Source organism: Streptococcus cristatus, from assembly GCF_003944225.1.
Lineage (GTDB): Bacteria > Bacillota > Bacilli > Lactobacillales > Streptococcaceae > Streptococcus > Streptococcus cristatus_K.
This window is the reverse complement of sequence record NZ_RJPN01000009.1, coordinates 61,604-85,978: the sequence shown is the minus strand read 5'-3', so window position 1 is coordinate 85,978 and position 24,375 is coordinate 61,604. Positions and strand designations below refer to the sequence as shown.

General features: G+C 42.5%; 20 protein-coding genes and 1 pseudogene. 8 read left to right on the top strand and 13 right to left on the bottom strand.

What is annotated here, in order from left to right; genetic code table 11:
- Positions 1-742: 742 nt before the first annotated feature.
- The 3 genes and pseudogenes from D8797_RS08725 to D8797_RS08715 all read right to left on the bottom strand — a co-directional run bounded on the left by D8797_RS08725 (position 743) and on the right by D8797_RS08715 (position 5,771).
- Positions 743-3,736 (bottom strand): annotated as a pseudogene (locus tag D8797_RS08725) (type I restriction endonuclease subunit R).
- Between the two features lie 490 nt (positions 3,737-4,226).
- Entirely contained in the window at positions 4,227-5,321 is a 1,095-nt protein-coding gene (locus tag D8797_RS08720; protein ID WP_125380280.1) for an AI-2E family transporter, read from the bottom strand.
- Positions 5,322-5,429: 108 nt separating this feature from the next.
- Positions 5,430-5,771 (bottom strand): insulin activator factor, encoded by a 342-nt coding sequence (locus D8797_RS08715; protein WP_125380277.1) that lies wholly within the window; start codon positions 5,769-5,771, stop codon positions 5,430-5,432.
- A 131-nt stretch (positions 5,772-5,902) separates the two neighbouring features.
- On the opposite strand from D8797_RS08715, the gene pabB reads away from it, so the two are divergent.
- The 3 genes from pabB to D8797_RS08695 all read left to right on the top strand — a co-directional run bounded on the left by pabB (position 5,903) and on the right by D8797_RS08695 (position 9,650).
- A complete protein-coding gene (pabB, locus tag D8797_RS08710) occupies positions 5,903-7,624 on the top strand; it encodes an aminodeoxychorismate synthase component I (RefSeq protein ID WP_125380275.1) in 1,722 nt (573 codons plus the stop codon).
- A gap of 335 nt (positions 7,625-7,959) precedes the next feature.
- The gene (locus D8797_RS08700) at positions 7,960-8,889 is read left to right on the top strand and encodes an ABC transporter ATP-binding protein (protein ID WP_125380272.1); all 930 of its coding nucleotides are present in this window, start codon (positions 7,960-7,962) and stop codon (positions 8,887-8,889) included.
- Positions 8,886-9,650: an ABC-2 transporter permease family protein gene (locus tag D8797_RS08695; protein ID WP_125380270.1), complete on the top strand. Its 765-nt coding sequence runs from the start codon at positions 8,886-8,888 to the stop codon at positions 9,648-9,650. Before D8797_RS08700 ends, D8797_RS08695 begins: the two co-directional genes overlap by 4 nt.
- Before the next feature lie 41 nt (positions 9,651-9,691).
- Here the strand turns inward: D8797_RS08695 and D8797_RS08690 are convergent, their stop codons facing one another.
- The 5 genes from D8797_RS08690 to spxB form a co-directional block, all read right to left on the bottom strand.
- Positions 9,692-10,567 carry a sensor histidine kinase gene (locus D8797_RS08690; RefSeq protein WP_125380267.1) on the bottom strand — a complete coding sequence of 292 codons (876 nt, stop codon included), beginning with the start codon at positions 10,565-10,567 and terminating at the stop codon, positions 9,692-9,694.
- A 2-nt stretch (positions 10,568-10,569) separates the two neighbouring features.
- A complete protein-coding gene (locus D8797_RS08685) occupies positions 10,570-11,250 on the bottom strand; it encodes a response regulator transcription factor (RefSeq protein WP_125380264.1) in 681 nt (226 codons plus the stop codon).
- Between the two features lie 264 nt (positions 11,251-11,514).
- Positions 11,515-12,954: a 6-phospho-beta-glucosidase gene (locus D8797_RS08675; protein ID WP_125380261.1), complete on the bottom strand. Its 1,440-nt coding sequence runs from the start codon at positions 12,952-12,954 to the stop codon at positions 11,515-11,517.
- Between the two features lie 224 nt (positions 12,955-13,178).
- Complete coding sequence (locus D8797_RS08670) at positions 13,179-13,439, bottom strand: SemiSWEET family transporter (protein ID WP_001291471.1); 261 nt, start codon at positions 13,437-13,439, stop codon at positions 13,179-13,181.
- A gap of 167 nt (positions 13,440-13,606) precedes the next feature.
- The gene (spxB, locus tag D8797_RS08665; protein WP_000191806.1) at positions 13,607-15,382 is read right to left on the bottom strand and encodes a pyruvate oxidase; all 1,776 of its coding nucleotides are present in this window, start codon (positions 15,380-15,382) and stop codon (positions 13,607-13,609) included.
- Positions 15,383-15,720: 338 nt separating this feature from the next.
- Here spxB and D8797_RS08660 point away from each other — a divergent pair, with 338 nt between their 5' ends.
- Complete coding sequence (locus tag D8797_RS08660; protein ID WP_125380259.1) at positions 15,721-16,158, top strand: GNAT family N-acetyltransferase; 438 nt, start codon at positions 15,721-15,723, stop codon at positions 16,156-16,158.
- A gap of 404 nt (positions 16,159-16,562) precedes the next feature.
- On the opposite strand, the gene D8797_RS08655 is transcribed toward D8797_RS08660, so the two are convergent.
- The 5 genes from D8797_RS08655 to D8797_RS08635 form a co-directional block, all read right to left on the bottom strand.
- Positions 16,563-17,690: a hypothetical protein gene (locus D8797_RS08655; RefSeq protein WP_125380257.1), complete on the bottom strand. Its 1,128-nt coding sequence runs from the start codon at positions 17,688-17,690 to the stop codon at positions 16,563-16,565.
- A complete protein-coding gene (locus D8797_RS08650) occupies positions 17,680-18,765 on the bottom strand; it encodes a hypothetical protein (RefSeq protein WP_125380254.1) in 1,086 nt (361 codons plus the stop codon). Before D8797_RS08650 ends, D8797_RS08655 begins: the two co-directional genes overlap by 11 nt.
- 107 nt (positions 18,766-18,872) lie before the next feature.
- The gene (locus tag D8797_RS08645; RefSeq protein WP_125380251.1) at positions 18,873-19,505 is read right to left on the bottom strand and encodes an SGNH/GDSL hydrolase family protein; all 633 of its coding nucleotides are present in this window, start codon (positions 19,503-19,505) and stop codon (positions 18,873-18,875) included.
- On the bottom strand, positions 19,506-20,333 hold the full coding sequence (locus D8797_RS08640; protein ID WP_125380248.1) for a Cof-type HAD-IIB family hydrolase: 828 nt from the start codon (positions 20,331-20,333) through the stop codon (positions 19,506-19,508).
- Positions 20,334-20,348: 15 nt separating this feature from the next.
- Complete coding sequence (locus D8797_RS08635) at positions 20,349-21,431, bottom strand: DUF3114 domain-containing protein (RefSeq protein ID WP_260471225.1); 1,083 nt, start codon at positions 21,429-21,431, stop codon at positions 20,349-20,351.
- A 202-nt stretch (positions 21,432-21,633) separates the two neighbouring features.
- Here D8797_RS08635 and D8797_RS08630 point away from each other — a divergent pair, with 202 nt between their 5' ends.
- The 4 genes from D8797_RS08630 to D8797_RS08615 all read left to right on the top strand — a co-directional run bounded on the left by D8797_RS08630 (position 21,634) and on the right by D8797_RS08615 (position 24,337).
- Positions 21,634-22,281 carry a metal-dependent transcriptional regulator gene (locus tag D8797_RS08630; protein ID WP_125380244.1) on the top strand — a complete coding sequence of 216 codons (648 nt, stop codon included), beginning with the start codon at positions 21,634-21,636 and terminating at the stop codon, positions 22,279-22,281.
- Positions 22,282-22,385: 104 nt separating this feature from the next.
- Positions 22,386-22,847: a MarR family winged helix-turn-helix transcriptional regulator gene (locus D8797_RS08625; protein ID WP_125380242.1), complete on the top strand. Its 462-nt coding sequence runs from the start codon at positions 22,386-22,388 to the stop codon at positions 22,845-22,847.
- Complete coding sequence (locus D8797_RS08620; RefSeq protein WP_125380240.1) at positions 22,840-23,250, top strand: EVE domain-containing protein; 411 nt, start codon at positions 22,840-22,842, stop codon at positions 23,248-23,250. The genes D8797_RS08625 and D8797_RS08620 overlap by 8 nt, the downstream gene beginning before the upstream one ends.
- 295 nt (positions 23,251-23,545) lie before the next feature.
- A complete protein-coding gene (locus D8797_RS08615; RefSeq protein WP_125380238.1) occupies positions 23,546-24,337 on the top strand; it encodes a nucleotidyltransferase domain-containing protein in 792 nt (263 codons plus the stop codon).
- The last annotated feature ends 38 nt before the right edge of the window (positions 24,338-24,375 follow it).

Sequence of the window (24,375 nt, the reverse complement as noted above, 5' to 3'; positions counted from 1 at the left end):
TTCCTAATGACTTTAATTCACGTTTGAAATAATTCAAAAATTCTTTTTCTTCTTTAATTCTAGCTAACGTTACTAAATCAATTATTTTGTTTGTTTGTTTAAGAATATCTATAAACTTACGACCAGTTATTTTTCTATCACACTCTTTATCCTTACGGGCTAAATCATTAATAGTTTTATATGCGAGAGGAAAGATTGATAATCTAACAGTCTGTTCATCTAAATTCATTAGTTCCGAAATTTTATGAATTACTTTTTCTTCTAAAATATCAAACCTATCAGTGACNCAGATTGAAAAAAGTTGGATAAAGAGTTTCAATTTTTCATCATCTTTATATGCATCTTTCAAGTCCCCTTCTTTATACCCTTCTCCCGTCGTAAGAGTTAATATTTTTTTTAAGTTAGTAATATCTAACGTATACTGCCTGTCATTCCCATGAATAAATAATTTATATTTAAAATTATTCCCACCACATTTTAAATAATGATTCAGCATTAATATTACAGGCTTTGAGATTAAAGAGTTAGTAATATTCTTATCTGCATGATATTTATATTGATTTAAATATCTATCATCAGCATTAATAATATCTAAATCTTCTATTCCCTCAATGATACACTCACTTTCCAGATTGCTTTCTAAAATATGCAAAATCGTAATTAGAAATTGGTAACTATAACCCGTTATAGAACTTTCTGCACTTCTATCTGACATCTTTGTCTCTCCTTACTCAATTGTCCTCTATCTCCCCACCCTCAACGGCTCAATCACTTCTTCGACAAGTTGCTTACAAGCTTCCTTGATTTGTTTTTTATAGAGGAGGGGATTGAGGGCATCTGCCACTTCTATCTTATAGTCCTGATAGCGCTGGCTCTTGGTCAGCTGGCTCTCTCCCAGTTGTTTCTTGGCTCCCTTGCGGTAGTGCTCGACATAGTAACGGAGTTCATCCTCTCCGACATACCATCGTTTGCTAAAGACTTGGATGTGTTGCTGGATAACCGCCTCGATCATCTGATCCAAGATATTGGCAATGGACTGACCACGATAGCTTTCTGGCTTGTCCTGTACTTCCTTCCATAGTTCAGTGATGATATGGGCAAGATTTGGATTGGTCTTCTCAAGGCTATAAATATAGGTATCCACTGCTTCTCTATCTTGAGCGCTTAAGTTCTTTTCTTGACTCTGGCCTTGCTCGATCAGGCTTTGGATTAAGGTTAGGATATAGGCATAGTTAATCTCATCCACTTGGATAGACTCTAGTTCATAGTGGATATCAAGGGGCTCCCCATCCTCATCACCATCATCTCTTCGGCTTTTTAATTCTGCAAGGATATTTTGATAAAAGCCTAGATAGTTTTCCAATTCTTCTGCACTTAGTCCTGCCTGGGCATAGATTTCTTCCTCATCATACTCTTTATAAACTCGGATAGAGGCTAGATATTTATCAAAGACTTGATAGGCCTTGGCGAGCTTTCTCAACTCAGGTGTAGAGATTTGCTCGATTTGAAGGCCTTCCTCAGGATCATCGGTGATGAGATTTTGGAAATCACTGCAACTCCGCAAAAAGTTTCTCTTTTCTTCTTCCCAGCTAGGGGCTAGGACCTCGTTTTCACCACCATTTGAGTAGAGCTTGAGGGCATTATCCACCGCTTCCTTAAAAGCTAGAGGCTTTTGGAAGGTGATGATATGCCCATAGGTCTTACTGGAGTCAAAGATACGGTTGGTACGACTAAAGGCCTGAATTAAGTCCTGCGGTTGCATTGGTTTACGATCGATAAAGAGGGTCGATAGACAAGGCGCATCAAATCCCGTTAGGAGACGATTGACTACTATGACCAAATCCAACTGCTCATTGCGATAGAGATACTTGTCTTGCTTACGGGCAAGGCGGTTATTGACATCTGTGTTAAAGCTACGAAGATCCGCCATTGTAAAGTGAGTATCAAACTCTTGGTTATAGTCCGCTAAGACCTGCTTCATGTGGTCTTGATTGGCTCTTGAGTCCTCTTCATTCTCCGTAACGGAGTAAGTGATGATCGCCTTTGGAAAGTCAGGAAGGACCTGCTTGACCCTCTCCGATACCTTAACTCTCGTCTCCCCATCCTTGACTCGTTTGAGGAGGTCATAGTAGGCTTGGGCTTGAGGGATAGACTTGACAGTCAGGATGGCATTATAGGTCTTACCAACTCCTTTTTGGAAGCCTAGTTGTTGACGGGATTTATTGATAATGGCATCCAAGACTTCCAGCATGTGTTCCTCATTCTCGTAGACGGTATCTGGTATGTCATCTTCAGATTTATCCGTGATGAGGGTATTGCGATAGTCTACTTTAAAGCCCAAAACAGCTCCGTCATGGATAGCTTCCTTGACCGTATACTCATGGAGACGGTCTCCATACTGTTGCTGGGTAGTTTGGGCGAGGTCGCCGACCTGCTGGCGTTTGTTTTCCTTAAAGATAGGCGTTCCTGTAAATCCATACCAGAGGGACTGAGGGAAAAAGGCCTTAATGTCCTTTTGTGTTTGAGGTGTCACGGCACGGTGGCATTCATCTACCACAAAGGCCACTCGGAAGCCCTTGATTTTATCCGCATCTCTTTGGTAAAGACCTTGGTCAAATTTGCGCATCATAGTGGTGATTTTCTGGATGGTGGTCACCACGACACGCTTATCATTACTTCCTAGTCGCTTAACTAAATCATGAGTATTGTCCGTCTCATCAATATCAATGACATCATTGGTCGCATAAGAGAGGAAGGATGAAGTGGTCTGTTGATCCAAGTCCCTGCGGTCAACGACAAAAATCGTCTTTTGGATAGATGGAATCTGAAGGAGATTACGCGCCACCTTATAAGAAGTCAAGGTCTTCCCTGAACCTGTCGTATGCCAGACATAGCCTGATGCTTGCTGGCGCGAAGCTTCCTGCACCGCTTCGATAGCATGGATCTGGTAGGGACGCAAGAGGATGAGAGATTTCTTGCTATCATCAAGGACAGAATACTGCATGACCATCTGGTGAGCACGAGGGATGGATAGGACTTCGTGGGCAAAGCTGGTCAAGCTCGTTATGGGTTGGTTATCCTTATCGACCCATTTGGTTAGAAATTGCTTATTGAGTTTATTTTCTCTAGCTGCAGCGATATAGCGTGTGTCTACTTTATTCGTCACAACAAACATCTGTAAGCTAGAGTAAATGCCACGAAACTTGCCTTCCCGATCATACTTTTTAATCTGATGAAAGGCATCTAAAAAGGCTACTCGGGGACTTTTAAGCTCGATTTGAATCATCGGAAGGCCATTGATCAAAAGCGTCACATCTAGCCTACGGTCTTTATCTAGAGGATTGGATTTGTCTCTCTCGACTTGGTTAACAACTTCATAGCTGGACTTACCAGCTGCGATATTGTCTCGCCAGATAACTGATAAACGAATGGTTCCTAGGCTAGCATCTTCTCTCTGAACCTCGACTTTGGCAATGCCATTTTCTCCAACCAATCACTTAGCAGCATCATAGTAGCTGACAAAGTTGAGTTGGTTCTGAATCTGTCGTTTTTCCTGATCAGTCAAGGGATGGTCTGCTAGCAGAGCAACGTTGTTTTGAGCCAGTTTCTCAAAGAAATTGTTCCATAGTTGTTCTTCTGTTTTGAGGTCTTCTCTATAAGTCCATTGACTTTCCCCAGTCACCAGTTGGTTGATCAGTTGTTTTTCTATCTCCAGTTCTGGTTTCACCTGCATCATTCTCTCCTTTAACGATGTTCTACTGCCCTTATTATAACATGTTTACCATTTATTTCCCCACTCTCAACACTTTATGATCCAAAATGATTGTTCAACTTCATCAAGTATCTAAAATTATAATAGTTTCCCCATATTTATTTGATACTTGCTTGTAACTATTTTCTTGTTTTCTGAGATTATAGATTTAGTCTTTGTCCTAATAAGTTAAATTCATTAAAAAAGCCTCCAAAAGTTAGACACAAAAACTCTAACTTTTAGGGGCAACTCATTTATGGACTTTTTAAATATACCTAAATAGAAGTCTCCAGATAAAGAAAAGCAATCTGCAGAAATACTATCAAAGATAATTTCTTTTACAATTACTTAGTAGTTGATGGACTTTGAAACAAACGTTTTTTATAACACTTCCTTTAAGAATATTTTTTAAAAGTAGCTAGTATAAGGCAAATTCAAAACAGCCATCAACATGAAGCCCATAAACTTCATTTTTTCACCTACTTGTGTCCCCTTCAGCCTCCTCCTTCTCCACAACAAACTCTCTGACCAAGCGGTAGATAACTGCAAAGATAGGAGTGAAGAAAATCATGCCGACCAAGCCAAATAGGTTACCTCCAATCAGGGCTGCGGCTAGGGTAAAGAGAGTTGGGAGACCGACGGACTGGCCGACCACGCGCGGATAGATGATATTGCCCTCAATCAGCTGCACCAGCTGAAAGACTGCGATTGAAAGAAGGGCTTTCCAAGGGCTGTCGGTAAAGATAAAGATAGCTCCCAGGGCACAAGCTGAGAAAGGACCGATGTAGGGAATGAAAGAGAGCACTCCAGCTAAAACCCCAGTCAGGGCAGCATATGGTAGGCCTGTCAGAGAGTAGGCGATGAAGACTAAAACACCAACAATGACGGCCTCTATCATCTGCCCCATCAGGAACTTATCATAGGTCTCAACAATGACAGAGCCGACATAGGATAGGCGTTTCACCGCCTTCTCAGGAAGCAGAACCTGCAAGAGACGACTAGTGATCGTCTGCAAATGCTCCTTGCTGCTCAAGAAAGCAAACATGAGAAAGATGGACATAATGACAGAGAAGAAATTACCAAAAATAGCAGAGATATTGCCTGTCAGACTGCCCAACAGGGAGATGGCTCTGTTGACAATACCACTGTTTTGCAGTTGCTTGGTCAAATCTTTCAGCTGGCTAGAGGAAAGCAAGCCAGACTGCTGCAGCCACTTGGCTACCTGAGGCGCTACCTTGCCGATTGTTTCACTCAGCTGATTGACCGCTGTGGTCAGAGTTGGCACGACGATAGAGACAATCCCCGTCATAATGAGAGCTAAAATCAGCACCTCTAAAACCAAGGCCAAACCGCGCTGCAACTTCTGAGGGACTCGGCATTTGTCCAAGAAGTCTTCTAGCTTTTTCATCGGGACATTAAAGATAAAGGCCAATACTCCGCCCAGTATAATAGGTGAAAATACTGACGTCAGGCTTTGCAGGCCAGACCAGATGTTTCCGATATAGAGAACCAGAGCCAGAGCAAGCGCCGCAAAGACGATGAGTTTATAGGATTCATTGATTTTTTTCATAAGGCTTCCTTTACAGTTTTGTCATTTCCCTTATTTTATCATAATTTTCAAGGCCTTTCGAGCAGGAGGAAACATGGGTCAGTCAACTTTGCCATCACTCTTAAATTTTTAAAAATCTTGAAGATAGAGAACCCCAGCTCCTATGGATAGAAAGCCTGCAAATATAGCTAGAAAAGGAATAAATCCCATGATAGAGGCGCAGAATAGAAGCTCATGACTCGTCTTATTGACTCTTGGGTCGTTGCTATAGTGATACATTCCGACGATAGAAAGTCCCAAAAGCAGCCAGCTGGTCAATATAACCATATCGCCCCAGCCTGGGTTTTCTATTAGTTTAGGAACTAAATTAATAATTTCCCAGTGCCATCTATTAGAAGAAGCGTAAATGATCAGAAGGCCTCCTAAAATGCCAACAATTCCATTTATCCATAGCAATTTGTTTGATTTCATAAGCACCTCACTCTTTCTTTTTTAAAATAGTATACCGAGCCACTCTCTAATCTGTCAACTATTGTAAAAGAATGAGTGTCTCATCCGATAAATCCGTTTTCATTCAAATTATCTTATGATACAATAAACTCATGCACAAGAAAACAGTTATTGATTTTAAAGAACTGGGTCGGCGCTTGATTTTCAGCCAGCCCATTAAAGAGCTCAAAACGCGCGAATTGACTGAAGTCAGAGCGATTCTGCAAGAAGTTGAGGACTGGCAGAAAAAGGGATTTTATGCAGTCGGCTATGTCAGCTACGAAGCGGCTCCTGCTTTTGAGAAAAAACTCCAGGTCCACAAAGCCCCTCTGCTGGGCGAGTACCTGATTTACTTTACCATTCATGACAGAGCTGATGAAGCCCCATTCCCTTTGGCTTACGACGAGGTAGATATGCCAGCGCAATGGCAGAGCCTAACGACTGAGCAAGAGTATGAAAAGGCCATCGGAACCATTCACCACCATATCCGTCAGGGCGATACCTATCAGGTCAACTACACGGTGCAGCTAGGCGCAGAGCTCAATCCACAGGACAGTTGGGCCATTTACAACCGTCTGGTCGTCGAGCAAAATGCCGCCTACAATGCCTACGTAGAGCACGATCATCAGGCAGTCTTATCCATCAGTCCTGAGCTCTTTTTCGAGGAGCACCGAGGCGAGCTGACAACACGGCCGATGAAAGGGACTACCAATCGCGGTCTGACAGTCGCTGCGGACTTGGAGCAGGCGGACTGGCTACGTCAGGATCCTAAAAATCGAGCGGAAAATATGATGATCGTTGATCTGCTGCGCAACGACATGAACCGCATTTCAGAGATTGGCAGCGAGCGAGTCGAGCAGCTGTGTCAGGTCGAGCAGTATTCCACTGTCTGGCAAATGACCTCCACCATCAAAAGCCAACTGCGACCTGAGATTGGCCTAGGAGAAATTTTTGATGCACTCTTTCCTTGCGGCTCTATCACAGGCGCTCCAAAGATTTCGACCATGGCTATCATCAAGGCGACCGAAAAAGCCGCCCGCGGTGTCTACTGCGGTACAGTTGGTATCTGTTTGCCAGACCAGAGACGGATTTTCAATGTGGCCATTCGCACCATTCAGCTAGAAGCTGGCAAGGCGATTTACGGTGTTGGCGGCGGCATCACTTGGGATAGCACATGGGAATCCGAGTATATCGAAACCCAGCAAAAATCCGCTGTTCTTTATCGGAAAAATCCGCAATTTGACCTGATTACGACAGGGAAGATTGAGAAAGGCAGCCTGACCTTCCAAGACCAACATCTGAAGCGTCTACGAGAATCTGCCCGTTACTTTGCTTATCCATTTGATGAGGAAAAGCTGAAGGTAGAGTTGAACCAAACCTTAGCGGAACTGGATCCAAGTACGGACTACTGCCTGCGGATCTCCATCGCCAAATCTGGAAAGGTGACCTGCCAGCTAGAAAAGCTGCAAGTACTCTCAGAAACTTTCTGTAAGGCTATTCTCGTTCCGCAAAATGCCAACTTGCAGCAGCCTTTCACCTACTTCAAAACCAGCTATCGGCCACATTTAAACCTAGGTCAGCAGGAGCAGATTTACTACAATGCCCAAGGGCAGCTACTAGAAAGCTCCATCGGTAACCTAGTCCTCCAGCTGGATGGCCACCTCTACACGCCACCAGTCGAGCTAGGGCTTTTGAACGGCATCTACCGCCAGCATCTATTGGCAACAGGTCAAGCCACAGAAAAAATTCTCAGCCTAGACGACTTAAAATCAGCAGAAAAAATCTACGCCTGCAACGCACTGCGAGGCCTTTATGAATTGGAAATAGATAATTAGAGAGTGGGACAGAAATCGGTAATTCGTTAGAATTCGATTTCGTCGTCCCACCTCCGCACAGTTGAGTAGGGCTGTAAAAGCTGATGAAATCAGCGTAGTAGAGCCCACTCAACCACTGCGTCTTGCTCGACGATCCAAAGACAATTGAGAGGCTAGGACTTTTGTCCCAGCCTCGTTTTCTATAGGCCTCAGTCCGCTAAGACAAGAAGTAGGCCTGCTATTTCAAGATTTTAGAAATATTTTAGAAATGCTTGATGAATACTTAATAAGTGTCCGATATACTAGGTAGTGAGGAAAGGATTTCCAAAAATAATTCAAAAAGGAGAAGTAAAACCATGAAAAATATTTTAGTTTTACAAGGGGTCAGCAAAAAGTTCGGCCAACAACAGGCTCTGAGCGATGTCAATCTGACCATCAAAAAAGGAGATATTTACGGTCTCATCGGTAAAAACGGAGCTGGTAAAACCACTCTGATCAAAATTATGACCCAGCTGATGCATGCCAGCAACGGAACCGTGTCTCTTTTTGGTTCCAGCAACCAGGCCGAATGGACACAAGCCCTCAAGCGGGTCGGCTCGGTCATTGAAACGCCCGTTGCCCACAACCACTTGACCGCCTACGAAAATCTCAATTACTACTGCAAACTGCGCCAGATACCTAATGCCGATAAGGCCATCCAAGAAACGCTCAACTATGTAGACCTGACGGACACTGGCAAAAAGAAATTTCGTGACTTCTCCCTCGGGATGAAGCAACGTTTGGGCATCGCTATCGCCCTACTATCCAAGCCAGATCTAATGATTTTAGATGAGCCTATCAACGGACTAGATCCTGTCGGTATCAAGGAATTCCGCCAGCTTGTCCAAAAGCTCAATGAAGAGCTAGGCATGACCTTTGTTATTTCCAGTCATATCCTATCCGAGCTCTACCTAGTAGCTACGCGCTTTGGCATCATCGACCATGGTCATATGATCAAGGAAATTTCCAAGGCTGAATTTGAAGAGCAAAGCGAAGATTATATCGTCTTGAAAACGGATCATTTGGAGGAAGCCAGCCAGCTGCTCCAAGACCAATTAGGCTACCGCATCAAGGTGGTCAATGCTCTCAATGAGATCCATGTCTTTACTCACTCGCACAATATCAACAATATCGTAAAAGAGCTAGCCACAGCTGACTTAGTCATTCAAGAAATCTACTATGCACGGCAAAATCTCGAAAATTTCTTTACAGATTTAGTTGATCAAAACCAGGGAGGTCTATCATGATTCAAACCATTCGCGCTGACTTTTACCGCCTCTTCCACTCCAAGGGCTTTTGGATTACCGAGTTCGTTTTGCTAGCCAATATCCTGCTCGGAGCCGTCTATAAGGTTACGAGCAGATTTGGAACGTCCATCTCAACAGATAGTCAGGATGTCGCTCAGCAAGTACCAGAAAAAATGACGGGTATCAATGCCCTTGCCCATTTCTCTGGACATTCTGACAGTATTATATTTTTCACTCTCATTATCGTCTGCCTCTTATTAGGTGTGGACTTGTCTCGCAAACTCTATAAAAACAGCCTCGCTCACGGTATCTCACGGACAGAGTTCTTCTTATCTAAAACTTTGGTCTCCTTTGTTGTCGCCATCTTCCAATTCATCGTCTTGCTAGGGCTATCCTTCATCATCGCTAGCTCTATCAACGGAATCGGAACAGCTCCGACAGGTTTCTTTGGCCAATTTTTGCTAACCATTCTCGTCCAACTCATTGTGACCATCGCTTGGATTGGCATCGTGTCCTTCGTCCTCTATCTCAGCCATTCCATTGCTGCGGTCTTTGTTACCTATTTTATCGGAAGCGCTCTGCTTGCCTTTCCAGTCTTACTCTATCCCCATATAGAGTTGTTCCGCTATTTAACCTTACGATTTGGAATAGAGATGGCTGCGGATCCTGCTGTTGTATTGCAAGCTAGTTTAGTAGCGATTGCCATAGCAGTCTTCTTCCTAGGCAACAGCCTTCTCATTTTCAAGAAAAAAGATCTCTAAAACCAAACAATCAGCTAATCTTCTGACTAGCTGATTCTTTTTTATAAAGCCACAATCAATTCAAACCAATCTCCCTCTGCTTGAATGGTCAAGTCACCACCCAAGATTTCGACCAGCTGCTGGGTGATATAAAGACCCAGTCCAGAGGATTCTTCACTACTGGAAAGATTCTCAGAATAGAAGCGATTAGTCAGCTTATCCAGATGTAAAATGGGCTTCTGAACCTTATTTTTGACCTGAAAAATAACCTTTTGTCCTTCTTTTTTCAGACTGATGCTGGCTGCTTCTCGGCCATGTTTGAGGACATTGCTGAGCATGTTCTGGACGATTCGATCAAATATATCACTGTCCGTTTCCAAAAGCAGATTTTCAGATAAATCCACATCTAAATCAATCCCTGCTCGCTGAAAGGCATCATAGTAGGCAAAGAGTTGCTGGGTGACCAGCTGGGATAGGTCTACCCGCTGAAGGCTCGGTCGAATAGCTCCTTCCATCAAGCGACGGTATTCCATCAGAGCCTCCAAGCGTCTGGATACCATACCTAGATTATCCGCAATCTTTTGCAACTGCTGGTCCATCTGGTCCTTATCAGCGTCCTTGAGTAGCTGTTGCGTGTAGCCACTAGCAATGGTCAGTGGCGTTCGGATATCATGGGCAATATTGCTGATAGCCATGTCTAAGGTTTTCTTTTCCTGCTGGGTCACAAAGGACATCTTATCAATTTCCTGAAAAAGCAGCTCCACCTCGTCAGTCAGAGCCACTAGACTCGGAGCTTGATCTCTCAAGGTCAAGCGAACCTGACTTCCTGTACGACGTTTGTCACGAATCTGTCTGGTCAGACTACGAATCGTCAGATGATAGCGAACCAACATGATTGACAAGAAGATTATAAGTACGAAGGCTAAAATCAACCACATAGCTAATCCTCCTTGAGCCGCACGCCCAGCCCCCAAATGGTCTCGATATAGTCTGTCGAATTATCCAGCTGGGCTAATTTCTTACGAAGATTACTGAGATGGGCATTGAGCGTATTATCGCCTGGCAGATAGGTCTCCTCCCAGACCGACTCATACAGCTCCTCCTTGGTAAAAATCTTTTTAGGATGAGCTAGCAAGGTCTGGAAGATCTGAAATTCCTTTTTCCCCAGCCGCATGGACTGGTCCCCAGAAGCAATTTCAAAGGTATCTGGCAGAAGGCGGATATTTTTGATCAAGGTCTCCCCAGTAGGCTTGGGCTGAGACTGCTGACTGCCTCGCAGTTGGACAGTGACACGCGCCGCCACTTCGTCTAGATTAAAAGGCTTGACAATATAATCATTGGCACCGTCCAGCAGATATTGGCTCACGAGACTCTTTTCGCCCAGAGCTGTCAGCATGACCACTGGCACCTGACTGGTCTTGCGAATTTCCCTTAGCACCTCATCGCCATTTTTTCCCGGCAGCATAATATCCAGCAGGACTAGATGAATCTCTTCTTCCGCAAAAATCCGCAGTCCCTCGGTCCCAGAATAAGCTGAAAACACGACATGCTCCTGCGTAAAGAGATTTTTTAAAATCTCATGAATATCATTGTTGTCTTCAATTAGTAAAAGATTGGCCATCATCATTCTCCAATAGCTTGATAAAACTAGTGTAGCAAGGATGAGCCAGCAAGTCAACCAAATATAAACGATACAAAAGAAAGAGAGTGGGACAGAAATCGGTAATTCGTTAGAATTCGATTTCGTCGTCCCACCTCCGCACAGTTGAGTAGGGCTGTAAAAGCTGATGAAATCAGCGTAGTAGAGCCTACTCAACAACTGCGTCTTGCTCGACAATCCAAAGATAATTGAGAGGCTAGGACTTTTGTCCCAGCCTCCTTGATCTTATTTGACAGATGCTCCGTTAGTCGCGATGACTTCCTTATACCAGTCAAAGGATTTTTTCTTGGAGCGTTTGAGTGTTCCCTTGCCTTCGTTATCTCGGTCCACATAGATAAAGCCATAGCGCTTCTTCATCTCGCCAGTGCCGGCTGATACCAGGTCGATACAGCCCCAGGTCGTGTAGCCCCACAGAACTACGCCGTCTTCATTGATGGCTTGCCGCATAGCCTTGACATGGGCTGCCAGATAGTCAATCCGGTAATCATCAGCCACGTAGCCATTTTCATCCGGACTATCCACTGCACCCAGTCCATTTTCCACGATAAACATAGGCTTTTGATAGCGATCCCAGATGGTATTAAGCGTTATTCTCAAGCCCAGAGGATCAATCTGCCAGCCCCACTCAGAAGCTTCCAAATAAGGATTCTTGAGAGAAGCAAAGATATTGCCCTCGGTCAGCTCATTGACCTTAGGGTCGCCCGAAGCTACCCGGCTAGAGTAGTAAGAGAAGGAAATGAAGTCCACCGTATGCTCCTTGAGCAGCTGCAGGTCTTCTTCTGTCATTTCGACAGTGATGCCCTCGCGCTCCCAAGCTTTCTTGGCGTAGTTGGGATATTCACCACGCGCCTGCACGTCAATGAAGAAATAGTTTTCTCTGTCTTCCTGCATGGCCGCCCAATAGTCAGCTGGATGAGCTGTATTGGGATAGTATGGACCCGCCGCTAGCATACAGCCGACCTTGTTTTCCGGGTCAATCTCATGAGCCAGCTTGGTGGCAATGGCTGAGGCGACCAACTCATGATGGGCCGCTTGATACTTGACCTGCTCCTCATTTTCACCTTCTTCAAAACAGAGCCCCGCCCCCATAAATGGTGCATGGAGGATCATGTTAATTTCATTGAAGGTCAGCCAGTACTTGACCAAGCCCTTGTAGCGGGTAAAAAGAGTGCGGCAGAGACGCTCGTAAAATTCCAGCATCTTACGGCTCCGCCAACCACCATATTGCTCAATCAAGTGCATGGGACAGTCAAAGTGAGTAATGGTCACCAAGGGCTCAATGCCGTATTTGTGACATTCCTTAAAGAGATCTTCGTAAAATTTCAGGCCAGCTTCATTGGGCTCCAGCTCATCCCCCTTAGGGAAAATCCGGCTCCAAGCAATAGACAGACGATAGGTCTTAAAGCCCATCTCGCCAAAGAAGGCGATGTCTTCCTTGAAGCGATGGTACATGTCAATGGCTTCCTTGGCTGGGTAGAAATAGCCTTCTTCAAAGTCAAACATCTTTTTCTTCCCCGTGATGATGGCCAAACGGTCCTCACCAATCGGCACCACATCTACATTAGCCAGCCCGCGACCATCCGCATCATAAGCGCCTTCACACTGGTTGGCAGCTGTCGCTCCGCCCCACAAAAATCCATCCGTAAAAGTCAGTTTTTCAGTCATATTCTACTCGCTTTCTAATTGCTTGTTTATCTACTTATATTATAGATCATTCTGTAAACCTTTTCTTATAAAAAACTGCGAAATACTGATACTATTCTACTGTTTAAGTTAATCCGACAAATTTTCAGGGTTCGGTTTTTTAAAGAAATCGGCTTCTCAAATGAAAGCAATGGTCTCTCTAAAAACAAAAAAGAAGACTGAAAACCAGTCTTCTCTTATTCCTCTTAAATCAAAGCCGTGATGGCCGTCACTAGTCCAAAAATGATTCCCGGTGCATTAGCAGCGGCAAGCGGAATATCTCTTTCTTTTTTGAACAAGCCGTAGTAGACCCAAAGGCTACAGTTGATTGCTGCGACGAGCGGTTGGATAAAATTCCCTTTTTGCCCCGCTAAATTATTCATGATTTGTGGAAAATAGGACACATACATCATTACGGACATAAAGGTTGCAACCCAACCTAAAATTTTCATTTGTTTTTCAGACATTTTAATACCTCTTTTATTTTTCGGTTATATTTTATAATGATAGTCCAAAACAATCAAGTCCTTTTTCCCCTTTGTTATGAAGATGTAAACTATCACAATCTTGTGATAAGAAAGAAGACAAAGAAAAAGATCGGATTGCTCCGATCTTTTTAAGTTCCACGAAGGAATTATTTAATTGCGCGTGATTGCAAACCTTCTTCTTCCAAGAAGAGGCGGAATGGTACAAGCTCTTCTGCTTCGTATTTTTCCTTGAAGGCTTTGATTGCTTCTTCTGAGTGAAGTTTTGGATCCAATTCAAGTACTTCTACTGGAAGTGGACGGTGTTGAGTAATGTGAGCATCGATGACAACAGTTTTACCTTCTTTGTTCAATTTAACAGCTTCTGCAACAACTGCATCGATGTCTTCGATACGGTCAACTGTAAATCCTACAGCACCTTGCGCTTCAGCGATTTTCGCATAGTCAGCATTAGGGAAGTCACAACCAAACAAGTGTTTGTTTGTGTCTTCGTATTTGTCCTTGATGAAGGCATATTTACCATTTGAGAAGACAACGTTGATAACTGGAAGGTCGTATTGAACGTTTGTGATAACGTCTGGGTAGCACATGTTGAATGCACCGTCACCCATGATGTTCCATACTTGGCGATCTGGATTGTCTTTCTTAGCAGCGATACCACCAGGAAGGGCAATACCCATTGTCGCAAAGAGTGGAGATGTACGCCACATGTTCTTAGGTGTCATGTGAAGGTGACGAGTAGATGTTTGAGTAGTGTCACCTACGTCGATTGAGTAGATAGCGTCTTGATCAGCATGTTTGTTGATTGCATTGTAAACTTGATATAATTGCAATTCACCCTCAGTTTTACCTTCGAGTTTGTTCATGTAATCACGCCAATTTTGGTTGTTCTTAACGTTTGCACGCCACCATGGAGTTGATTCAACTGGGTTTACTTTGTCAAGGATTGCTTTCGCTGCTTGACCTGCATCACCAAGGATAGAAGCGTCAAGGGCATGACGTTTACCAAGTTTATAAGGGTCGATATCGACTTGGATAAATTTTTCAGTGTTCTTGAAGGCTTCGTAAACTTCAGCAAACGGGAAATTTGAACCAAGGAAAAGAACTGTATCTGCTTCGAAGACCACTTCGTTGGCTGGTTTCCAACCAACACGGTAAGCAGAACCTGTCAACCCTTCGTAGTTCCATTCGAAAGCTTCAAAGTTTTTACCAGTTGTGATAATTGGTGCTTTGATTTTACGTGACAATTCAGTAATCACTTCACCAGCTTTAACACCACCGTAACCAGCATAGATAACTGGACGTTCAGCATTGTTCAAGATTTCAACAGCTTTGTCGATTTCAACTTCGTTCAAAGCAGGAGCGATAAATGAACGCTCATAAGAACCTGAACCGTAGTATGAGTTTTCATCGATTTCTTGGAAACCGAAGTTTACTGGGATTTCAACAACAGCTGGACCCTTTTTAGAAACTGCAGCACGGCAAGCTTCGTCAATTACTTTTGGCAATTGCTCAGCGTAAGCTACACGTTTGTTGTAAACAGCGATACCGTTGTACATTGGGTTTTGGTTCAATTCTTGGAAGGCATCCATGTTGAGTTCGTTAACTGGACGTGATCCAAGGATAGCAAGGAATGGAGTGTTATCCATAGCTGCATCGTAAACACCGTTAATCAAGTGAGTCGCACCTGGACCACCTGAACCTACTGCAACCCCGATTGAGCCGCCGAATTTAGCTTGCATCACCGCTGCAAGAGCACCTGTTTCTTCATGGCGAACTTGCAAGAAGCGGATATCTTTGTCTTCAGCCAAAGCATCCATGAGTGAGCTGAGTGTTCCTGATGGGATACCGTAGATAGTATCTACGCCCCATGTTTTCAATACGTTGAGCATTGCTGCAGATGCAGTAATTTTCCCTTGAGTCATAATGATAACTCTCCTTCAAAATTAAATTATTTATCGAAAACTTTCAGATAATATAATGAAAACGTTTCAATAAACTTACTCTACAAATTTATCACTTTTTCCATCGCTTGTATAAGAATATGCTCAGGAACGCTTTAGAACTATTACATAACAATTATGAGATTTTTCTGACTTTTGAAATGTATATTATAATAGATTTCAGAAAAAGGTGAAAGTGCCTCTTGCTGACCTTTGAAACTGTCAAAAATTTTAATTCAGAGCAATTTAGAAATTTAAGGACTAAACATGCTATAATATTGCTAGGTAAACGAAAAGATTCCAAAATAGTAGGTGAAAAGATGATCAGAGAAGCCAGTCCTAACGACCTAGATGAATTACTCCATTTGTACCTCTCCTTACACGAGACGGCCATTCCAGAAAAAAGCCCAACCTTACAAAAAGTCTGGCAGCGGATGGTAGAAGATCCAGATCACCATATCATTGTCAAAGTGCTTGACGGAAAGATTGTTTCTTCTTGTATTTGTGTCGTCATTCCCAATCTCACGAGAGGACTACGCCCCTACGCCCTGATCGAAAATGTCGTTACTCATCATGACTTTAGAGGCAAGGGCTATGCCAGTGGATGCCTTGATTTTGCTAGGAAAATAGCGACCGAAGCCAATTGCTACAAAATGATGCTGCTGACGGGCTCCAAGAAAGAAAGCACCTGGGAATTTTATAAAGGGGCTGGCTACAACCACCAAGACAAAACAGCCTTTATCCAGTGGTTAGACTAAAGCAAGCAAAAATCTTTAATAATATAGAAAACGAGTGTGATAGTAAAGTCACACTCGTTTTGAAATGTTTAGATTAATTGGTGGATTAGACTGTCTATATCTATAAAAGGTTCTATAATTCCTGTAATTGGTAAAATCCGCTACAGAAATTATGGGAGCTCATATCATATATAGAAGAACTAGTAGGTAAGGTCTTGTTTTCGCGCACTTTTCTGAAATAGCTGTAGAAAATAAGATAGTGGACCTACAATTCTACTACCTCATAATTATTTTCCTATAAAATCATTGATATACTTGACAAACGATAGAAAAAGAGCCTATTAGTTATCAAAATCTATTTCTATTTCCTCTTATGAAAGACACTAAAATTTCCTTTTATAAAAAATAGTTTATTAAACAAGTCACTACCAAAGTTTTTTCTCTCTTGCGGCTCTCTCTGCAGCTTTTAACGCTTCGTCATATTTTTCCCCAAATTTGGATCGGATATCATTAACATCCATCTCAAAAGCTTTTTTCCAATTCCCCTCTTCAATATACTTAGCTTGCTTAGCTCGATAACTTTGTGCGCTTAGTGAATTTCCATAACTAGCTGTTAAGGCATGATCCTTTTCTGTCATTAAGATACTAGGACCATCCAATCGACTCATAACAGTCTCCGAACTAGATGCATTAGCAGGAACATGATGAATTTGTAATTTATTATCTTTTAAATTTCCTTTAAACTTAGAAAACAATTCGCGATAAGTACCACCTTCTTTAATCGCCTGTTTCTGGGTTAAGAAACTGTTTGATTTCGGATAAACATTTGTTGAAATATATCTTCCTGTACTTGTTAATACTTTTGTTGCACCTGAAAAGATAGCTGCGTACTTAAATCCTTCGGATGCCGAAATTATTGTATTTTCTAAAATTTCCTCATTCGACTCACCATTAAATTTAGAAATACCCGCTGTCACAACACCTGAGATAGCTGATGCTAGCGCCGCCTCAGTTGTTAGTTGTCCAGCTACTATCATTATTGCCATTGGGGTTGTTGCACCACCTGATAAAACTACAGAAACTGAGGCACAAACAATGATAACGCCACTACCAATTACAACATTCTTCATCGCTTTGGTTAGATAGTCTTCTTTAAACAAGTCACTATCTAATCCTACAATTGTTTTTCCATTTGAATTAACAGTAAAACTATATTTAGCGGTATCAAACATTTGGAGTAGCTGGCTTTCATTATGACCAAAATAAATGTTTTCTTGAGAATTAAATTCTAACTCCTCATAGTATTCTTGCGACATTGTTTGAATAGCAATATCTTCTACTAAAACTGGATATTTACTATTTTCAAGGCTCTCAGAGACTAGATAAGATAGATTACTTTTATCAACTTCCTCTACATTATTAATTCGAGTATTGGTATATTTAGTTTTTGAATTTTCTTGATTTTGATTATTTGCTGATGAACATGCTAGTAGTGATGGTAATAAAACTATACAAATTAAGAGGAAATGAAAAATTTTCTTACTAATTTTCATACCTTTTATTCTCCCTTTTTTTATTTTTAATTTTCAAAACTACAAATCCTACCGAAATAATCCCCATCAGTAATAAAATCCAAATCATGCTATTCTTATTTTTGTATTCTTTTACCTCTTTTTTGTCTATTATATTTTCAGATGTTTTAGTAGAGGAGTCTGTTTTATCTTTATTTGTACTGTTTTGACTACTTCCAACAACATGAATCTGTTTTTGCGTTGATTCATGAGAATAATCCGTCATGATAGAAATAATATAATCCCCTTCCTCAGAAATGACTTCACCGTTTTTATATGGAACATTTTTTCTAATGTCACCATTTTTGTCTCTTTTTGATACTTGGATATTTAGATAGTGTGACTGAGCTGTATCAACCACAAAACCTTTTGTCGTTGATTCATGCTTCAATTCTTCACCAGTCTCTGCATCCTTAATAAAAGCCATTGCATTTCCATTACGAACTTTAAAATGATAATCAATCCGATAGTATTGATGACGATTCAAAAAATCCCCAAACAGAGATGTATCATCAATAGCATAAACCAATACAAAATGATAGTTCCCTTCTTCCAGGGTTAATACTTTAGTATTTGCATTTAATGAAACAGCTTTTAAATAGTCAGCGTATTTCTTCTGTGACGATTTTTTACCAGTATAATCTTCTTGTTCTACAAAAAGTGTTCCTAAACCATTTACCCCATCATTAATTGCAGGGTCAGTCATATCTCCTTTTTCGATGTCAACAATTTGAAAGTTTTCGTTCCCATTCAGTTTTGTAATGTCTTGCTGCAACTTGAAGGATACCGTGATTTTATCTCCCCTTTTCTTTAAAAATACATCTTCACCTGTTTTATCAGTCACCCAATCAGAGTAGTCTGATACAGCAAAATCTCCTAATTTCCACCCAGCATGTCTATCTTTAGCTCTGACGGGAACTGGGGTTCCAAATTCTTTGTCTGTTTTTTGTACATTTGAACCATCATAAAATCTTTGCTCATCAGAAAAAACACTCACGAATGGTATTAGACTCAGAATACAAACCCAAGCTACTATTAGAAAACCTTCTTTTTTCATAAATAATCTCCTAATTATAATCTTTTATCCTAAATTTAAGATTTTTCAGTATCATACTCATAATTAAAAAACAATATATTTAATTTATGATATATTTTTCGAAGAAACTACAGGTAGCCCTGCAGAGCCTTTGACAGCATCGCATAGCCAGCAATAGTCAAGTGCAAGCCATCCGTAGTAAAATCCTCCCGCAGCTGACCGCTCTCATCCAAGAAGCTAGCATAAAGGTCGATAAAATGGACATTGGTATAGATGCTTGCTAGGTCTTGGTAGGCACGATTGAGGGCCTGGATTTTCTCATTCGTCCGGATATAAACCGTCCCTTTGTACTGTTCTTTCTCATTCACAGGAAGGACGGACAGCAACTGGATCTGAGCTAAAGGATAGTCACGGGAAATCTCCTGAATAACTGCCTCCAGATTGGCCAGTGTTTCAGTTTGAGGCATCTCCTTGCCAATGTCGTTGGTTCCAATCAGGAGAAAGACCTTGTCTAGAGCCTGCCCAAAAAGATGGGCATCCAAGTTCTCTAAAAGCAAATCAGTCTTGTAGCCACGAATGCCACGATTGACCAAGGTTTTAGGACTTTGCAATAGCTCATGCAGCGGGAAATATTCCACAATCGAATCACCGATAAAAATAATCGCTGGCTCTTTTACCGCGAGCTGATTCAGATCCCGATAATTTTTCTGGATCTTTGCCTGCTCATTTAAAAGCCACTGTTCTAATAGTTGAACTGCCATTTAGACTCCTTTTTCTAAGTATTGCTCAATCACCTGCAAAACGCCGGCCTCTGCATTGGCTGGTGCCAAGCGACTGGCAATACGCTTAATCTTCTCATCCCCATTTTCCATAGCATAGGAGAAATCCGCTAGTTCCAGCATTTCCAAGTCATTTTCGCTGTCGCCAAAAGCCATGATTTCCTTGCTTTTGATTTGCCACCGATCCATGAGCTGGCGAAGTCCCCAAGCCTTGTGAAGACCTTCTTGGATAATGTCAATCGCACCATAGCCACTGGTCACAGCACTCAATCTTCCAGCAAATGCTGTATTGATCTGCTGCGTAATCTCTGCTGCTTGCGCTTCATCTACCATAACACTCATCTTTAGCACTTCTTCAAACGGATGATCTTGCAGATTGGGTACGAAATTCATTCGTTTGTAGAAATGGGCCGCCATTTCCTCTGTCATAATCTTGCTAATCATCGGAAAATCAGTGCCGTCCTGAACAAAGCCACCTTTAGTAGAAGTAACCACCAGATGCACCTCTCGTTCTTGACCCTGAAAATAAGCCAGCGTATCCGCAATCAAATCAGACTGCCAGAAAGTGCCCAGCAACATTTCATTCTTTTCAAAGATTCTAGCGCCGTTGGCGACGATCAGGGTCATACGCTCTGTCAAATCGCCCAACAATAAACGCATTCTTTGAATTTCATTGCCCGTCGCAATGACAAACTTGATGTTCCGCTCCTCCAGCTGGTCTAAAACTGCTGTCAGGCGTGGCAAATCCAGCTCGCCTCTCGGATCCAAAAGGGTGCCGTCCATATCCGTAGCGATCATTTTAATCGGCATCTTCCTACCTCACTTCTATAATCTCAGATACTTATTTTTTACTTTATTCCATAAATATTTGAGATGATTTTTTCCTTTTAACTTTTCGACTAATGATTTTTCAAAGTTTTTTACTTGGGCATCAACTTGACTTTTAGCGCTTTTCCCCTCAATCGCATAGCAACCCTTAGCCGTATGGTAACCAGCCAAGCCGCGATTATTCTGAGGAGCTTTGAAAGCTTGCCCGCCATTCCGAATCGCCAGCCTGCGAAACTGGGGATCCCACTGGACTGGACTTTTGACATCGTAATAATAATGGGAACTGTGATTGAAAAGCGAGGGTTTCTCCCCGTAATTAAAACTAGCTCCATTGACTAGCCCATTTTGACTGCTCTTTTCTGGATCTAGGATATTGAGAAACTGCCCTCCCCTATCCAGAATAAACTCGGTATGAAAACGATGGAGAATCTTGATATTGGCCTGATAGGGCTGAAGGTCTGGGTAGGTCACCTTGCCCTTATTGACAAAGGCTTTATTGTGCAGCCGTGAAGATTCCCAGAGCTGGCAATCCAGATCAGGATGCGCCTGAAAATAGGCTAGGAGAGCCTGGCCATCTGTCATCCCCGGCTTACGAAAATGCTCTCTAATCCACTGGGCCTGCTGACTGGAAATGACGTAGCGAAACTGGTGCAACTGACCTTTTAACCTTTGATTGCCACTGTCTGCAATAAAGTCTGCTGGAAAAAAAGCCTGCCGAACCGTTTGAGAAAACTGGCGCCAAAAGGGAGCGTGTGGCGATAAGTCCGGATGTATACGTGAGAGCAAGTGGGTGATTTCTGCTGCTTCCCCACTCAATTCGTCAGGCATGTCCATATAGAACATAGCTAGCTCTAACAACTGCTCAGCTTGCTGGGGCTGGACTGCTCGACATTCAAAAGACCATAGCTTCTGAAAGAGCGGACTGCCAAATATAAGGGCCTCCTCAAAAAGACCTTCGCAAGCTGATTCATGCGGCAATGACGCCATTTCTACTAGAAAAACTTTATCAAGAGCAGCTTGGGACCAGCCGAGCGCTTGTAATTCTAGGCAGTATTGCTTGATTTCTACTTTCATCACCATCCACATCCATCATATGAAATTTCTTCAGCACCGTTCTGGGCTTCGCTAGCAGACTCATGCATCCTTGAGACCTCTCCTATTTATCTCTAAATATGCCAAAATTTCATGTAAAAGTCAACGTACAAAGGAACTTTCGGCCTCAAATTGTATTCTTTCAGCATTTTTTGCTATACTAGTCTTAGGAAAACAACGAGGACAAAAGATGACGCCAAATAAAGAAGACTATTTAAAATGTATTTACGAGATTGGCACGCGCCAGGGAAAAATCACCAATAAAGAAATCGCCCAGCACATGCAGGTTTCTCCGCCGGCCGTGACGGAGATGATGAAGAAAATGCTAGCTGAAGAACTCCTAATCAAGGACAAAAAGGCCGGCTATCTGCTGACCGACCTAGGCCTGCAGCTGGTCTCTGACCTCTACCGCAAGCATCGATTGATTGAGGTCTTCTTGGTCCAAAAGCTAGGCTACACCACGGACGAAATCCATCAGGAAGCCGAGATTCTGGAACATACCGTTTCTGAGCGCTTTGTCGCAGGCTTGGAAAAAATGCTAGATTTCCCAGAGACCTGCCCTCATGGTGGCACAATCCCAGCCAAACACCAGCTGCTGAAAGAAAAATACCATCAAACTCTGGCCTCCGCTCAAGAGCCTGGTAACTACCTCATCCGCCGTGTCCACGACGACTTTGAGCTTTTGGCTTATCTGGAAAAGCACAATCTAAACATAAACCAAGAAATCCGTTTCCTCCAGTATGACGACTACAGCCAGCTCTATCAACTAGAAGTAGACGGCCAAGCAATCCAAGTTAGCCCTATGATTGCCCAACAGATTTATGTAGAAAAACTATAAACAGGATCCAGTTCAGACTTTTTAGTCTAAACTGGGTTTTTATTGACAAAAATAAGATGTTAGAATATAATAAGTGTACTTATAAATATCCAGAGGAAAAGCTAATGGAAAAATCGCAATTTAACTCCATCTACAAGGATGAATACAAAAAATCAACCGGTCTGCTCTTTATCCGTGCCTACCACAAGTGGCATGGGCTGATAAAAAACAAACTGAGAACGATTGATTTGACCCATCCCCAGTTTGTCGTTCTGACCACTCTTGCAGCGCTTCTGCGTCAGCAAGAATGGGTGAGTCAGACCGATATTGCCCGATTTTCTGACATGGATGTTATGACCGTATCCCAAATCATCCGCCTCTTGGTCAAGAAAGAATTGATCATGCGGGAAGTCCATCCCAAGGACAGCCGTGCCAACATCATACTTCTAACGGATACGGGGCTGCAAAAGGTCAACCAAGCCCTTCCTCTGGTAGAAGGCATTGATCAGGCGTTCTTTGGAAAATTAGAAAATAATACAGAAACATTAAACCAACTCTTAATGGAACTGGAGGCAGAAAATGACTAGATTTTGGGTGGGTGTCGTATCAAAAGAACACGTCCTAAGAGGTGTAGAGGGAGGCTTTTGCCAAGTCTGCCATGGAAAGAAAGCACCACTGAACAGAATGAAAAAAGGAGATTACCTTTTGTACTACAGCCCCAAGTATCAACTGAATGGTCAGGAAAAGCTGCAGGCCTTTACAGCAGTTGGCAAAATTCTAGATGACACAGCCTATCAAGTAGAAATGTTTGAAGATTTCTTCCCTTTTCGACGTGACGTCAGCTACTACCAACCTGTCAAAGACTGCCCCATTGAGAAAGTACGGCCACATCCCGAATGGCGTCAATATGCTTCTCAACTACGTTATGGACATTTTGAAATTTCGAAAGAATTTTTTCTCTATGTCTTTGAACAGATGAAGGGAGAATAGGAGGCTGGGACATCCTGACCTCCTATTTTTTCGTATCCGATATCATATGCTCTATAATTGTTTTAGCAGGAATTATGGAGTTTTTAGGAAAAATCCTATCTACCTTACTGAAAAGTATAAATCAAATCATATCACAAACCGCCTAGAAAGACCAAGACTTTTCTGATCAAAATAATACTCTAGACACTTCCACTTCATCACGTTTTTTAAAAGAAAGAAAAGATCCTATTTACCCCCCTTGCAAACCTTTTCACTTTTTGCTAGAATGATGTCAAAAAATTAAGAAGGACAAATTATGCCACAAAATCTCTTTAAAGAATTGGCTCAACTGGAGCAAGTGGAAGCTCTGGCTCTAGGAGGCTCACGGGCCGGCCAACATTTTGACCAAGACTCAGACTATGATGTCTATGTCTACCTGAGTGCTCCTCTCGCGCCAGTCATCCGCCAAGAAATCCTCAGCAAGTACTGCTCCTATATGGAAATCGGCAATCAATTTTGGGAATTGGAGGATGACTGCGTCCTCAATAATGGTATCGAGATTGAACTGATTTACCGCTCGCTGAACGACTTTGACCAAGACTTACAGACAGTCGTTTTAGAGCACCAAGCCCAAAATTCTTACACTACCTGTATGTGGTACAATCTGATCCACAGCAAGATTCTCTACGATCGAGACGGCCGCTATGCTGCCCTCCAGAGCAAGTACAGTCTGCCCTATCCAGCTGAGCTGAAAAAGAATATCATCAGCAAGCAGCTCCTGCTCCTCGACCAGGCTATGCCAGCTTTTTCAAGACAGATCAAAAAAGCTCTCAAACGCCAAGACCTGCTCAGCATCAATCACCGCAGCAGCGAGTTTTTCGCCTCTTACTTTGATGCACTCTTTGCCCTCAATGAGCAGCTCCATCCAGGCGAAAAGCGCATGCTCCAGTATGCCAAAGAAAATTGCTCCCGCCTGCCTCAGGATTTTGAAGCCAATATCCAAGACTACTTCCAACATCTCTACCAGCCAGACCATCAGCAGGAAGCCGTCCTAGCCTTGGATAGCCTTCTAGACAATCTTAAACAATTGATTGAAGCAGCCATCTAGAATTTCAACAAATAAAAAGCTCATGAAACCAGTTTTTC